The sequence below is a fragment of the Parablautia muri genome (assembly GCF_009917485.1).
GTDB classification, from domain to species: domain Bacteria; phylum Bacillota; class Clostridia; order Lachnospirales; family Lachnospiraceae; genus Suilimivivens; species Suilimivivens muri.
The window spans coordinates 1-14,809 of the sequence record NZ_QZDT01000016.1 but is presented as its reverse complement, the minus strand read 5'-3'; the positions used below and the strand labels follow the sequence as shown (position 1 = coordinate 14,809).

11 protein-coding genes and 1 pseudogene are annotated in these 14,809 nt (G+C 44.4%); all 12 read right to left on the bottom strand.

The window, feature by feature from the left end:
- Positions 1-57: 57 nt before the first annotated feature.
- A complete protein-coding gene (gene purB, locus D5281_RS10980; RefSeq protein ID WP_160560209.1) occupies positions 58-1,509 on the bottom strand; it encodes an adenylosuccinate lyase in 1,452 nt (483 codons plus the stop codon).
- Between the two features lie 72 nt (positions 1,510-1,581).
- Positions 1,582-3,018, bottom strand: a complete 1,437-nt coding sequence (gene purF / locus D5281_RS10975; RefSeq protein ID WP_408637269.1) for an amidophosphoribosyltransferase — start codon at positions 3,016-3,018, stop codon at positions 1,582-1,584.
- 136 nt (positions 3,019-3,154) lie between these two features.
- Complete coding sequence (gene purC / locus D5281_RS10970) at positions 3,155-3,862, bottom strand: phosphoribosylaminoimidazolesuccinocarboxamide synthase (RefSeq protein ID WP_160560208.1); 708 nt, start codon at positions 3,860-3,862, stop codon at positions 3,155-3,157.
- Positions 3,863-4,010: 148 nt separating this feature from the next.
- Complete coding sequence (locus tag D5281_RS10965) at positions 4,011-5,195, bottom strand: hypothetical protein (protein WP_160560207.1); 1,185 nt, start codon at positions 5,193-5,195, stop codon at positions 4,011-4,013.
- 36 nt (positions 5,196-5,231) lie between these two features.
- Positions 5,232-6,065 carry a tetratricopeptide repeat protein gene (locus tag D5281_RS10960; RefSeq protein WP_160560206.1) on the bottom strand — a complete coding sequence of 278 codons (834 nt, stop codon included), beginning with the start codon at positions 6,063-6,065 and terminating at the stop codon, positions 5,232-5,234.
- A gap of 89 nt (positions 6,066-6,154) precedes the next feature.
- Complete coding sequence (locus D5281_RS10955) at positions 6,155-7,465, bottom strand: DUF5716 family protein (RefSeq protein WP_160560205.1); 1,311 nt, start codon at positions 7,463-7,465, stop codon at positions 6,155-6,157.
- Between the two features lie 47 nt (positions 7,466-7,512).
- On the bottom strand, positions 7,513-11,076 hold the full coding sequence (locus D5281_RS10950; protein ID WP_160560204.1) for a DUF5717 family protein: 3,564 nt from the start codon (positions 11,074-11,076) through the stop codon (positions 7,513-7,515).
- A 421-nt stretch (positions 11,077-11,497) separates the two neighbouring features.
- Positions 11,498-12,262, bottom strand: a pseudogene (locus D5281_RS10945) (peptidoglycan-binding protein); the annotation flags it as partial.
- 89 nt (positions 12,263-12,351) lie between these two features.
- Complete coding sequence (locus D5281_RS10940; protein ID WP_160560203.1) at positions 12,352-13,416, bottom strand: N-acetylmuramoyl-L-alanine amidase; 1,065 nt, start codon at positions 13,414-13,416, stop codon at positions 12,352-12,354.
- Between the two features lie 78 nt (positions 13,417-13,494).
- Positions 13,495-13,989: a phage holin family protein gene (locus D5281_RS10935; RefSeq protein ID WP_160560202.1), complete on the bottom strand. Its 495-nt coding sequence runs from the start codon at positions 13,987-13,989 to the stop codon at positions 13,495-13,497.
- A 143-nt stretch (positions 13,990-14,132) separates the two neighbouring features.
- On the bottom strand, positions 14,133-14,261 hold the full coding sequence (locus D5281_RS25615) for a CD1375 family protein (RefSeq protein WP_330584954.1): 129 nt from the start codon (positions 14,259-14,261) through the stop codon (positions 14,133-14,135).
- Positions 14,261-14,680 carry a hypothetical protein gene (locus D5281_RS10930; RefSeq protein ID WP_160560201.1) on the bottom strand — a complete coding sequence of 140 codons (420 nt, stop codon included), beginning with the start codon at positions 14,678-14,680 and terminating at the stop codon, positions 14,261-14,263. Before D5281_RS10930 ends, D5281_RS25615 begins: the two co-directional genes overlap by 1 nt.
- Between the last annotated feature and the right edge of the window lie 129 nt (positions 14,681-14,809).

The window sequence follows — 14,809 nt, the reverse complement described above, 5'->3', positions numbered from 1 at the left end:
CTGTGACAGTTCTGCTTATCTGAACTGTTACGTTTCTAACTACTACAGAGTTCCTTATTAAACGTTAATTTCTGCTTTTACACCAAGCAGCTCCTTATTCTCATCCAGTATAGGTTTTATTACTTTGTCAAGGAAGCTTTCTACCTGCTCCTTTGCCCGCCCTACATACCTGGAGGGCTCCATTGTCTTTTGTAAATCCGCGAGGCTCATAGGGAAAGCGGGATCTGCTGCAATCAGCTCCAAAAGATTGTTTTCCTTTCCTAAAACCTTCACATTTCTTCCTGCTTCCATAGAAAGCTCCCTGATTTTCTCATGAAGCTCCTGACGATTGCCTCCTAGCTTTACTGCATCCATCATAATATTTTCCGTAGCCATGAAAGGCAATTCGCTCATCATATGCTTTTCGATTACCTTCGGATAAACCACCAGGCCATCCACCACATTTAAACACAAATCCAGGATACCGTCAACTGCAAGAAAGCCCTCCGGTATGGAAAGTCGTTTGTTGGCAGAATCATCCAACGTTCTTTCAAACCACTGAACCGCCGATGTAATTGCAGGATTGAAAGCATCCACCATCACATACCGGGCCAGCGAGGCAATCCGCTCGCTTCTCATGGGATTCCTCTTATAGGCCATGGCCGAGGAACCAATCTGACTCTTTTCAAAGGGCTCCTCCACTTCCTTTAAATGCTGCAGCAGCCTAATGTCATTGGACATTTTATGGGCGCTTGCAGCAATTCCTGCAAGTACGTTGGCAACTCTGGTATCTACCTTCCTTGAATAGGTCTGCCCCGATACGGCATAGCACTCCTTAAAGCCCATCTTCTCCGCAATCATAGGGTCAATTTTGTCCACCAGCTCATGATTTCCATCAAACAGCTCAAGAAAGGACGCCTGTGTGCCGGTTGTCCCCTTAGAGCCTAAAAGCTTCATACCAGATAAGACGTAATTAAGATCCTCCAAATCAAGTAAAAACTCCTGCATCCACAAGGTGGCGCGTTTTCCCACCGTAGTAGGCTGCGCCGGCTGAAAATGAGTAAACGCTAAAGTAGGCTGTCCCTTATACTTATCTGCAAAATCTGCAAGCACATCAAGTACATTTACCAGCTTTTTCTTCACCAGTAAAAGCGCCTTTGTCATTACAATGATATCTGTGTTATCCCCTACATAACAGCTGGTGGCTCCCAAATGAATAATGCCTGCTGCCTTTGGGCATTGCTGTCCATAGGCATACACATGGCTCATTACATCATGGCGCACTTCCTTTTCCCTTGCTTTCGCCACCTGGTAGTTGATATCCTCCGCATGGGCCTTTAGCTCGTCAATCTGTTCCTGCGTGATAACAGGCTTGCCGTCCTGGGAAAGACCAAGCTCCATCTCCGTCTCCGCTAAGGCAATCCACAACTTCCTCCACGTTCTGAATTTCATATCAGGTGAAAAAATGTACTGCATTTCCCTACTGGCATAACGCTCAGACAAAGGGCTGACATATCTGTCTGTACTCATAAAACTCCTCCATACTGCCTGGCTTTTTCATCAGGCCATCAGCAAATATCCAGCATTTATATTGTTACCATTCTAACTTTCAAACTCTCCGCGAATATCCTCCGCAGGCGGCTCTAAGGGATATTTCCCTGTAAAGCACCCCTTACAGATTGGCCTATCTCCCACAATTTCCCCCAGCCGCTCTATCCGCAGATAACCAAGCGAATCCGCCCCGATTATCTGACAGATTTCCTCAACGGAACGATTGCAGGCAATCAGCTGATCCCTTGCAGGCACATCCGTTCCAAAATAGCAGGGCCACAAAAAAGGTGGCGAACTGACCCGCATATGCACTTCCTTTGCCCCTGCTTCCCTTAACATATGTACAATCCGGTCGGAGGTGGTACCGCGCACAATGGAATCGTCAATCATAATAATTCTTTTTCCGTCCACCGCTTCCCGCAGAACATTGAGCTTCACCTGCACACTGCTCTCCCGGCTTTTTTGCCCGGGTTTTATAAAGGTTCTGCCCACATAACCGTTTTTTACAAAAGCCTGTCCGTAAGGAATGCCCGATTGCAGGCAGTAGCCAAGTGCCGCACAATTTCCGGACTCCGGAACACCTACCACCAAATCTGCTTCCACAGGACTGTCCATGGCCAAAAATTTCCCGGCCATGATACGGGAATGATAAACGCTCATACCGTCAATGTAGGTATCCGGCCGTGCAAAATAAATATACTCAAACACACAACGTGCTTGATGCTTTATGGGAATACACATGCTTGTATCCGACTCAATTCCCTTCTCCGGGGAAATGGTGACAATCTCACCGGGCGCCACATCACGCACATGCTCCGCCCCAATGGTGTCAAGGGCGCAGGTTTCCGAAGCCAGGAAATAAGTATTATCCCGTTTTCCAATACACAAAGGCCTGAAACCAAAAGGATCCCTTGCTCCAATCAGCTTGCGGGGAGACATGATAATCAGGGAATAAGCCCCTTTTATCTTTTCCATGGCCTGGGCCACCGCCTCCTCCACGCTCTTAGTATTCAGCCGCTGCCTTGCTATATGATAGGCAATCACTTCCGAATCAATGGTAGTCTGGAAAATTGCTCCAGTATATGCAAGCTCCCGATGAAGCTCTGGCGCATTGATCAAATTTCCATTGTGAGCAAGCCCCAGCGTGCCCTTCACATAATTTAATACCAGCGGCTGGGCGTTTTCCCTTGTGGAGCTTCCGGCTGTGGAATAGCGCACATGCCCCACTCCAATATCCCCCCGCAATTTTTCCAAAATTTCCGGGGTGAAAACTTCATTTATAAGCCCCATATCCTTTGTGCAAAGCACTTTGCCCTTAGGGCCGGTGGTATCACTCACCGCAATGCCACAGCTTTCCTGACCTCTGTGCTGGAGCGCCAGCAAACCGTAATAAATGCTCGGCGCCACATCTCCGCCGTCAAAATCATAAGCCCCAAAAACGCCGCACTCCTCACCGGGCTTATCCATCTGCATCTCCGCACCATCCATCACGCACCGTTTTTCCATTCTGTCATCCTCTACCTTCCCAGTCACAGCGCCACATCTTTCATAATCTCTTTATGGTTCCTCTCATCTGCATCCGTTGCTTAACAACACAAGTCCACGCCAAATCCTTTTCAAAATCTTAAGCCAATCCCAGACGTTTGAATACTTCGTTGTAAGCTTCCTCCACGTTCCCGAGGTCTCTGCGGAACCTGTCTTTATCCAGTTTTTCGTTGGTGTTCACATCCCACAAGCGGCAAGTATCGGGAGATGTCTCATCCGCCAAAAGGATTTCCCCATGGAAACGTCCAAATTCAATCTTAAAATCAATCAGCTTAATATCTGCCTGCAGGAAATAAGCCTTCAAGACCTCGTTTACCTTAAAAGCATATTTCTTGATCGTATCAATCTCCTCCCAGGTTGCAAGTCCTAATGCAACCGCAAAGTAGCTGTTGATCAAGGGGTCCCCTAATTCGTCATTCTTATAACTAAACTCAATGGTAGGCTCCTGAAAAGGGGTTCCTTCCTCCACCCCAAGACGCTTAGAAAAACTTCCGGCTGCCACATTGCGGATAATCACCTCAAGGGGAACAATCTCCACCTTCTTAACGGCCGTCTCCCTGTCGCTTAATTCCTCAATCAGATGGGTTGGCACGCCCTCCTTCTCCAAAAGCTTAAACACATGGTTGGTCATACGGTTGTTGATAACACCTTTACCCTCAATGGTGCCCTTTTTCTCTCCGTTAAAAGCGGTGGCATCATCCTTGTAATCCACAATAACCACGTCCGGATCCTCCGTTGCAAATACCTTTTTTGCCTTTCCCTCGTAAAGCTGTTCCAATTTTTTCATGTTTTCCTCCATTTCCGCCGCCATGCGGCAAATTGTCATTCCTGCATCAACAATCACAGCCAATGCACTCACTTTAAATGCCTTTAATCATGAATATATCTTACAAAAAGCAGAATTTTTTCTCTCTGACGCAACTGGTATTTTCATGTCAAGAAAAATCCTGTTCATACTGCCCCACAATGTCTAATATTTCCTGTGCATACTCTGGGTAACTCTCCACTAAATCTTTTACCTCTGCCTGGGCCTTGCCCGCTATCACCTCCTTGTTGTAGTCCATGCGCTTACGCAAGGTCTGCCTCCTGATAATCAGACTGTGGCGCACCTCCACCATTTCCTTTTTATCAAGCAGCGCCGGAACCTGGTGCAGCCAGACCATAGGGTCCGCAATTTTATGATAACGCAAAATGTCAATAAGCTCCTTATGCCACTCTCCAAGCTCCTGAATTGCGATTTGGTAAATGCGCCTCTCCTCTTTTTCCTTCTCATATCTTTTCCAGTTTTTCCCCAGCTCCCCGGCACTGGAAACATTATATTTAAAATAGAGATAATCCAACAAATGGGTGTTATTTACGTACCGGATTTTAACTGTATTTTGCAGGTTGATAATACGGCTGATTCCATTCTCCACCTGTCCCAGCTCCTTGATCGAATCATTGTGCTTGACAAAAATAGCCGTAATAGCAATGGCTCCCACTGCTGCAGCAGCCAGATATCCCAGCTTCGTATCCATCCTGAAGCCATACTGCAAAACAAAAAGAATCAAAATGCATAAAATCACGGCAACCGTGCAGACAATGGTCATAGATTTGGTATCTGCAATGATACGGCGCAGCTCGCTCCTTCTATAATAGTAGGCTTGTCTCTCTCCGTCTAATTTCCGCAGATCCCTTTTCACCAAATCCTGATAGTCCTCCGCCTTGGTCAGCTTCTCATAGCCTTCCTCAAATTCATCCTCCATGCGCTCAAGCTCCCGGAATTCTTCTTCGCTCATCCGGTTCTTTCGTTCCTCATATCCGGTCTGCTGCCGTTCCAGATTGTCAATTTTCTTAGCACACTCCCTAAGCTCCGTTGCATCCTCCTCGGACAAAGCCTCAATTTCTTCAATATCCTTCAAAGAGGAAGTAACCATATTGTACTCAAGCTGTAGATTTTCCAGTTCCTTAGAAGCTTCCGCAATCTGCTCAAGACATCCCTTTACATATTCCTGGCGCTGATCTTTATTTTCAATCTGATAATCCTGTCTGTCATAGGTAATCTCGCTCCAATCATTTGAGGCCAGCTCAGGTTCTTCCTTCTTCTTTTTCCAATGAAACAGTTTTTTAAATAACCCCATATAACCCTTTCCCTATTCCGCTTTTATGTTTGTTTTTTATTCCAAAACCAGTTCCCGATATTCATCTTCTTTTTTCATAATAATCTGATCAATGTCATCATAATAAGAGGCCACATTTCCTTCATCTTTATAAAATTTAAGCGCCGAGAGCATTCTGTTTTCCTGGGAAGCTTCAAACTCCCCCTTCGACTCATTTAAACGCTTTTCCACCTGCAAGGACAACCCGTGATATTCGCCATGCTCCGCAATAAAATCTATATAAGCGTTTTCATTTAGATGCAGTCTCCTGGCCGCCAGATAACAAATACCGGATTCCTCATTCCCTGTCATATCATAGGCTCTCTTAAAATATCTGGCCGCCATTTCAAATTGGTACAATCTTGCATAAATCACGCCCACATTATGGCAGATGGGAGGCTTTAACGCACTTTCCGTCTCCGGAAGCTCACGCAGCAGCTCATCGTATTCATTCAGTGCCTGGGAATATTTTTTATTTTTCAAAAGAAAATCCGCCTGCCTTTTCTGTTTTTCATAACCGTTTAAGCCTATATTGTTTTGAAGCACATCCTCTATTTTCTTCTTTTCTTCAGGCGTACAGTAATTGACGTATTCCAGGATCGTGCTGACAAAAACTCCGGGCTGGGTCCCTCTGTTAAATAAGCTCAGGAGCTGATGGCTAAGCTCAGAAAGGCCGCACTCCACATCCAGCCACTTTGCCAGATTTTTATCCATAATATCCCTGTCAATCATAAAAGGATTGCTGGCAAAAAGATAGCAGAGTTCCTCCACACAATACACATTTGCAGGCACGCTGTCAATATAATAGGGATGTTCGGCATATTTTCCCATACACAATAAAATTTTTCCCATTCCGATACCCTCCGCATACCGCAAGCTTTGCCTGCGGTACTGCCACAATAAAGAGTTTGGAAGTTTACTTCCAAACTTATTGAACTTTCTTAAACCATAATCGTCTGCGTCCATGCCTTCCCGCTGGAAGAAAATAATTCTCCAAAACCCATATCTTCTATCGTAACCGCCGCCTGATTGACGGCAGTCATCTCTATATGCACATTCAGTCTCGTGGCCGCCCTTGGCCGCTCCGGCAGCCCTTCTAATGCAATCGTCTTATTTTCCACCTTACCTCCCGTCATAGGCGTAATCACAAAGTCCACTGTGTTGCCGCTTTCCAATATGATATCAAAATCCGAGGTTACCTCATACCAGTTGGTTCCCGCGTCTAAAATGGCATAATAGGAATCCTCGCCCCGCCGCAGAGCCCGCATGCCTATATTGGATTTTAGCTTATCCTCACCAAGGTATACATATTCCTTCCACTGCCTGCTGGCATTTAACCGCTCCATCATTCCATAGCAAGCACCCTTGCTGTACAGATTATTTCCCTTAAATGCCCGCCGGTTTCTGCAAAGAAATTTTAAGGATTCTTTTGCCCATTCCTCTTTAAAGCCGTCCCCTAAAAGGAAAACGGTTGAAACCATTTCTCCCTGAAGCGCCCGTTGCGCAATACTCAAAAAAAGCTGGTCTAAATCTTCCATCTGCCGCTCTTTTGCTTCTTCATCCTCTTTCCAGACCCGCCGTCCCATCTGAGAATATTCCTGCTGCTCTATCATTACCACCTGGGGCGTGGTACGGGCATTGCATTTAAACCACAGACTTTTTAGCACCGTATCATATTCAAAGATGATCACGTCATTTTTCCACAATTCCTTACTCTGATGCAGGGTATAAGCGTAAAAGCTTTCCATATGGTTTTGAAAGCAGATATGCTGCGCCTTTAAGTTAAGGCCCACCGCCACTTTACCCAGCACATCTACCATCCGCGGCGTTAATGTATCTACGGTAAACATAAAGGCTTCTATCTGGTTTAAAGATACGCGCAGGTTAAGGAGCGATAAACTTCTTTTTACAAATAAGGTAAGAAGGGCCGCCGGGTCAAAGGCCTCCCCCTCCACGATTACATCCTCCCCCCGCTCCGCAAGTGTAAGTAAATCCTCCACCAGAATACCTTCTTCTTCTCTGGCAAACTTGATTGCTTCCTTGCCGTAATACCACTGGCCCACACCTTTTCTCTTACACAATACAGTGGGAATATTGTACTGCTCCGTACCCGTCACCGCCGACACAGTCTCCGGTTCCGTCTCCTCCAAACGGCAGTAGCTGATCTGGGCGTAGCTTTTGCCCAAATCATAGCCTACCGCTACTTTTTTGCTGTTTTTTTTACCTAATAGGTCCTTTCTGTCCTGAAGCATTCCCATACCCCCTGCATAACCTGGCTGTCCTTGCATGTTTGCAAATGTTACATCATCTGAAACAGTTCTTTCACAATATAATCCTTCTCAAAATACTCGTACAAAAGGCTTTCCATGGTATCATAATCATGCAGGTTTCTTCCAATGGCAATATCGTTCAGCATACCATATCTGCCCTCCTTCTGTTCGCCTCCGGTTTCATTGCGGCTTAAGGTGCCGCTCTGGGTCAGGTTCTCCTTGCCGTTTTCTGTCTCGGTAATATAATACTGTAAATGCTCGCCAAAGAAAAGGATAAATTGTTTGACGCATATGCCGCCAAACATCTCCGGCATTTCTTCCTTCATATATTCTCCCTGAGCATTTCCTTCCTTTTCCAGCAGGTAATGAATCACTGCCTGGTTTCCATCCTTAACCCGATATTCCAGCATGGTCTTGTCCGCAAACTGATGCATAAACGCAATGTTGTCCGCATATTCCATAAAATATGGAAAATACTTGCCCTGGGCTAAAATCTCCCGCAGAAAACCAACCAGATAGTGGGATATCTTTTCATCCACCTGCTTTTTGTTCTCTGCATAATATTTGGTGTAGGCGAGCTTACAGACAAAGGGAATCTCCTCCTGCCTGTCCATCACCCGCTGCATATCCTCTAATGCAAACTCATTGGTCAGCCCATTTTCCACAAAATAATCATACGCGCACTGTGCCAGGAATGCAATCTCTATCTCTGTTTTGGCTCCTCCTGAAACATAGCGCCTGAAAATTTCTGTCTTTTCCCCAATGTATGCCCCCGTATAAATCAGCTGCATCAAAATCCGTTCGCACAGCTCATAGGTATCCACCCCAAAAGCCTCCGCCGCCTTCCAGATATCCCGCATTTCCTTGCTGGTACCTCTAAAATATCTGCACAGATAAACCAGCAGACTTTCATCATACTTTCCGGCCTGAAATGCCTGAAAAATAAGAACCGTCATGACAGCATCCTCTGTAATACCATCCATGGTAAGCAGCCGGCTGCACAGCTTTACAATCAGCTTTGCCTCCACCCCTTCGCCTCCACGCAGTTTCAGCCACTCATAAGCCTTCTCGTACATTCCTCGTATCACCATAAAACGCACAATCTGCGTATAATTGCTATTTTCTATCTGGTCAGGTTCGATATTACTCAGGCAGTCATCTAATTCCTTCATTCTGTCACTGTCATAGAAGAACTGAATCAGCCTCATTCTGATTTCCCGGCGTACTTCCTCCACCACCATATCTTCCCCTGCAAGACGCTTCATATACGCCACGTTTTCTTCGTTGATTCCCACCATTCCATGGCCCTTTTCACAAAGCCAAAGGTCAAAATGAACGCAATCTGTCACATAGGGTGCAATCATGGATGAAAGTTTATCCGGTATTAAAAGCCTTTCCGACACATACTCCTGCTCCCTGCAATACCGGTTTCCGCCAGCGTCCTCCAAAAGCAGTTTGTAATCATTTCCATAAATAGGGATATAAGCTTCCCTGCCTGTGACCTGATAAACGCTTTCCGTCTTTTCCTTCTCATAGACCAAAATAATTTTCCGTATATCGCCGCGCTTTACGGTCAAATGATGGATAAAGAGTGCCACGCTAAGGCCCTTTGCCGTCTCCTCCGTAATCATCATGGGTGTGATCAGATTTTTATAAAGAGGCGCCAGATACTCATTATTTTTCTCTTTTATAAGCTGAAATACCATAAACCGTTCGATCTGCTCCCGGTAGCTTTCATACAGCTCCGGATACTGCCCTTTGTTCCGGTACACGTAGGCATAGAGGAAAGCATTTCGCAGACTGTCAAGGGTGCTGTCAAAAGCAAAATACATCAGCACAATTTTAGGAATAACCGCATCATACGTAAGAGGCAGCGACATCATGTAGTATTCATAAAGTCTGGTAATTCGCAGCTCCTTTTCCACACCCTTTTCATACCACGCAAAAGCTGCTGCTGTTGTCATATTCCCCTTAATCAGCAAAGTACAAATTGCCTGGAGCACTTCATCCGTGGGCACCTTTTTATAACAACATTTCAAAATGAAAAATAGTCTGCCTGAATAATTCTTCTGCCGCTGGGATAAATAAACAGCCTGTCCAATGACCTCAGCAGTCAATATTTCTTTCTTTGCCGCATAAGTTAATATTTGCAGTTCAAAATCCTCAAGCCGCAAAAGCAGCGTTGGATTCGCTGCTACCAGGTTCCATGCCTCTATGTAAAGCAGCGGACTTCTGCACCCATGCATAAACTGGTCCCCCAGCATAATCCATTTTCGGGAAGGGCTTCTTGTATATTCATCAGAAAGATATAAAAGCAACCATGCAATCCGCCAATTATCTGAATTTTGGGCAAAAATCCGCTCCACTTGATTTGCCGCTTCCTCTATGTCATCTTCCGGCCTGTTTAACAGGGTTGTCAGATACAAATAGTAACTGTACAGAGCCGGTTCATAATTTTCAGAAAGTGCTTCCGCCGCCTGGTCTAAATTCCACTGCGCCTCATTAAAGCGCTCCTGGGTAATCAGCAGTTGTGCCTGAAAAAGCCTTACGGAGATATCCTTTTCATCTAACTGGAGCATTCCCTCCACCAATTCCCCTGTCTCTTTCATCCAGGACGCAGCGCTTATTTTTTTCGTGCGGAAGGCTTCATAATACTGCATAAGCTCTGTAAGCATATGTTTCTTTTGGCGGCGTACACTGACTGTCGGCATTCTGACCAGTTCAGGCTTATGAATGACCGTAACCTCCGCCGTAAGGGACACATACGGATTATAAAGCCGGATTGCACCATAGTTCCTTCCACCATGGAGCTTTTCTTTTGACACATAAAAGGGGAGCCTAACGCAGTTGCCAAGGAAATCTTCCTCCCTGATTACTTCCTTTTCCAGTACAATAAAATCCCCTTCCTTCTCCACGAAAAGCTCTGAGTAGCCCCAGCCGTTGCGGTTAATGACAAGCTTGTTTTCCTCCATATCCTCCGGATTTTCTATCCGCAGCTTTGTCTCCTCTAATAGAAATCGTACCTCCTGCTTTTTTCGGATTTCAAGCAGAAATTCCTCCACGCACTGTTCCTTCCTGTTTCCCTCTAACAGTCCTTTATAGATACCATAATACTGCCTGTCCGCTCCGTGGAAAACGTTTTTAAAATCCCTGGAATAAAACAGACTGACTGCTTCCTCCCAATTGGTTCTCGCAAGATTGGTAAAATGAAATAAATTCCTGATATTCCCTAGCTCGGAATCCAGCGTTCCTTTGGTAATGCTTACATTGTAGGGAACAAAATATTCCCCCTGATTGGAAATAATGCGAAATTCACCCTTTACCTCATCGCCTTCCATCATACCGGAGGCATCAAACTGATACCCAATCTCCTCCCGTGGGCCGGAAAAACGCTCCGCTAAGCATTTCATGCGCAGACTGGTAGAAGATATGATTCCTTCGCACACCTCATTCTCAGGGCCGAATATGATGAAGCTTCCTTCATAATCCTCGCCTTCGCGCAGGTTAAGCTCAATCACAGGGCTGGAAAAATCTAATGCCCTTATTCCCTTATTAAAATTTCCTTCTAAAACCTTTTCTACTGCGCTCTGCACACTCTTTGCTCCTTTTGGCTGTGATTTTCTTTGGCGTTGGTTGAATCCTTCGTGAAATTTCGATTATAATTTTCATACAAAATTATGCCGCTAACTATAGTATCAGTATAGCATCATTACCCGGTTTTTCGCAACTAGTCAGAGGGGCATTTTTATGTTCAAAAGTAACAGTGTTACTTTTCACACGTTGGCCAGAGGACGCTTGGAAAAAACAAATATTTAGGCGTCACCACGCTTTCGCTCTGTAAAAACGCAGCAGATGCCAGGTTCGAAAGGACCTCACCTAAGCACACACGCATAAATGCGCAACGTTTTTCCAAGGGTTCCTTTTAGAATATTTGTTTTTCCAAGCTGTTTATTGACTAACCTGTGAAAAGTAACGTAACAGTTGTTACTTTTCACAGTTCAGCTAGTATTCCATTTAGTTTGGCTCGGAGATGCGGCTTACACCTACATAGATATTGGAGATGCTATACCATGTAGGATAATCTACGATACCGCTTTGGGGCAGGTTAAAGATTCCCTGGAAAGCTCTCACTGCATTTGCGGTGGCCGGCCCGAAAATGCCATCGGCCGCTATTGTGGGAATTGCCGGATAATTCTGGGCAATGCGGTTTAACTGTTGCTGCATCTGCCTGACCTTATCGCCGCTAGATCCAATGGTAAGGTTATAGCCAGGCCAGGAGGAGGGAACGCCGGAGATACTTTGTGCTGTGTTAATGTACATATCGCTTCCATAATAATAGCGGATGATTTCAATGGGCGAATATCCTTCCTCTGACAGATATTTAGAGCCCCATTGGCTCAAGCCGTTACAGGTAACCCGCCGTCCATCACAATAAGAAGTAAAAATGGGCTGACGCACACCAGGACGGGATAAGTAATTGGCAAATATGCTGTCCACTACCCGATCTATATTTTCATAAGAATTTCTTCCCCGCATCCATTTCTGATCGTAAGCCGTGGAGGATGTAATGGTAAAATTGTAACCTTGATTCCGGTACCACTCTGTATACACTCTGTTCAGTGTAAAGGACATAATCACTAATGTGTTGGCATAAATAGCGCTTTCCGACCAGGTAGCATATATTTCCGAGGAGACAACATTTTTAATATAGTCTCTGTATTTCACATAATAATTGGATGCTGTGGAATCGCTGGGTGTGCCGTCATGAACAACTGTATACTATTACAAAGTACACCTATTAATTAAGGCCATTAACTTAGCTAATGGCCTTAATCATATTAAAAGTATTTTATTTAGATGCCATATATTTATATTTTAACATTTAATGCTTTTCCCAGCAATGCTACGATATGGTCTCCGTAAGTATCTTTAGCTGCTCTGGCCGCATCAAGGCTAGGGTAGCCGGAATATCCCGGTACCGCCCACTTTCCAGATAATTGCTCAAATGTGGGAGCACATCCTTTTGATACATACTTATACCGCGGGTCAACACATGTTTGGTCTAATGGACTAGTTGTAGCATATCCTTTAAGATGCTGTATCTGTGCTCTGATACCTGTTCGCTCGTCCGGAAAATAAAGCCCTGGCACACCGCCTGTAGCACCAAGACCAGCATAGTTATGCTGATTAGGTTGTACATCACCACCAAATTTAAAATATCCAGTCTCAATAAGGCTCTGACAGAAAGCCCCATCACCGCGTACACCTTCTTTTTCACCTTCTTTTAAAAATATTTTAGCAAGGTGCAAATATCCGGTTGCCCTTGGATTTTTGGATAACAGCAAGGCATTTAGCTGCTCTGCTGTCGCTATACTTTGGCCCATAATAGCGGTACCTGCTGCCACTCCTTGCGCATTGGGCACGATTGCATTGCAAATCGCTTGTGCTATGCCCTGGATGCCAGTAGCTAAGTATCTGTTAACATCTGGCTCATTGTCACAAAAGCAAACCTCTATCAACATGGATTTAGCCTTAGTTTTACGGATTACATAAAGTCCGGAGCCTGCTTTTACCCCACGATTTGTAAATCCCAGCGCTGCCAGATTGGCACATACGTCTAATGCATCCTGATACTGCCTGCCCTCATAAGTGTACACCTCAACGCCGTGTCCCTGTCCTGAAGACGCGTTAAAATGGATGCTGATAAACCAATCTAGATCCTGATTATTAGCAAGCTGTACAGCCTTTGCAAGATATGCATCCCTGCTGGATGCCTGGTCTATAGTGCAGTTGATCACTGTAATGCCTGCTGCCTTAAGCAGGCCCATAAGTGCTTGTCCTACCAGCCTTGTATGCTCACTCTCTTTGATAATGCCTACGGCCCCATATCCATAGCCGCTTGCTGTATGTCCACAATTGATTCCTATTATCATATTTCCTCCTAGCAACCTACTGTCGCAATATTTTAGGTTAAATTCTCGTATTCTTCATCTTCCACTTTGTTGCATTGCTTATTCCGTTTTTTCCTGCTGCCTATGATCTTCTACGCTTCCTGTAGTGCTGTTTCCGTCCAATTCGTCCGTGTCTGGCAGCTCATCCGTATACTTAATCAAAAAAGCTCTCACTACTGCCCATACTTTTTTTACAGGTAAACCGCAAAGTGCCATATTTTTAAAGATACTTACTACCTCATAGGCTATGTACAACAGTGCAAAAAATTCAGCCATGCCTACACTAGTAAGCCCTATTTGCTCGCGTATAGTTTCGGGGACAAACCCGATAAGATTAATCTTTATCAGCATATCAACGGCCAGCATAAATACCAGCGAGATAAGCATGCCTATCTTTCTAATCGCACCGTCAATCCCTGCGCAGCTATTAAATTTTTTCTCTCTTATTGCCCGTAGCACCCCAAATACTGTGTCAAATACTATTGACAACACCACCAGTTTCATTATCCGGTTATGCGCCACTACGTTTATAAATTCCATGATTTTCATTTCCATAACTCCTTCCTTTCTGGGCTTTCCCCCTAATAATTATAATTTGATCAACTTTCTTCATATCCTCTTTTAATGCAATAAAATAACCACCTATGACTGGTATCTGGTCATATAGCGGTTATCTCTCACTAATAGGCTTCTTTTAATCATTTTGTAAGCAAGTCAGAACATTCTAAATCAATTAAAATTTTTTTGACCTGTTCTTTTAAGCTTGCTGGAACTTCATCAAAGGTTTTTTTGCCTTTTATGATAAGTGCCGCATAAACAGTAGACATCACTCTACACCTCCTATCATTTCATAAATTTCGCACAATGCAATTTGAATGTCTGTAATTTCATTTGCCGCCCGCACCGTATAGTCGCGATTTTTATCCAGCACAGTTTGCATATTTGCCAAATCTTTTTTCAGAAGCTGGATCACCTCACGCAATGGCGGTTCAGGAGTTTCAACTGTTTCAGATTCTTCAGGATATACAGAGTTATCATCCGAAAGTATGTATGATTCGTCCAACTCTCTATATAAAGTCGTAAATTTACTGAAATCTCCATATTGATGCTTCATTTCTGCGTCATGATAATAAGCAAATCCGGAAATATTTATAGGGCATCCCGCTATCTCAATTTGATGCTCTGACAACTTTTTCACTCGTACTTCAATAGGCCGCTTTTTATCTTTAAACAATATAAATGCCATTTTTAATACACCTCCTTTCATTGATATTAAGCAAAACTGGTAATTTCATAAAGACAAGAGATAAATGGCAATTTATGCAACCTTTTTACAACAAAAACTATAAGTAAAAACTTTGCGACTATAGGAAGT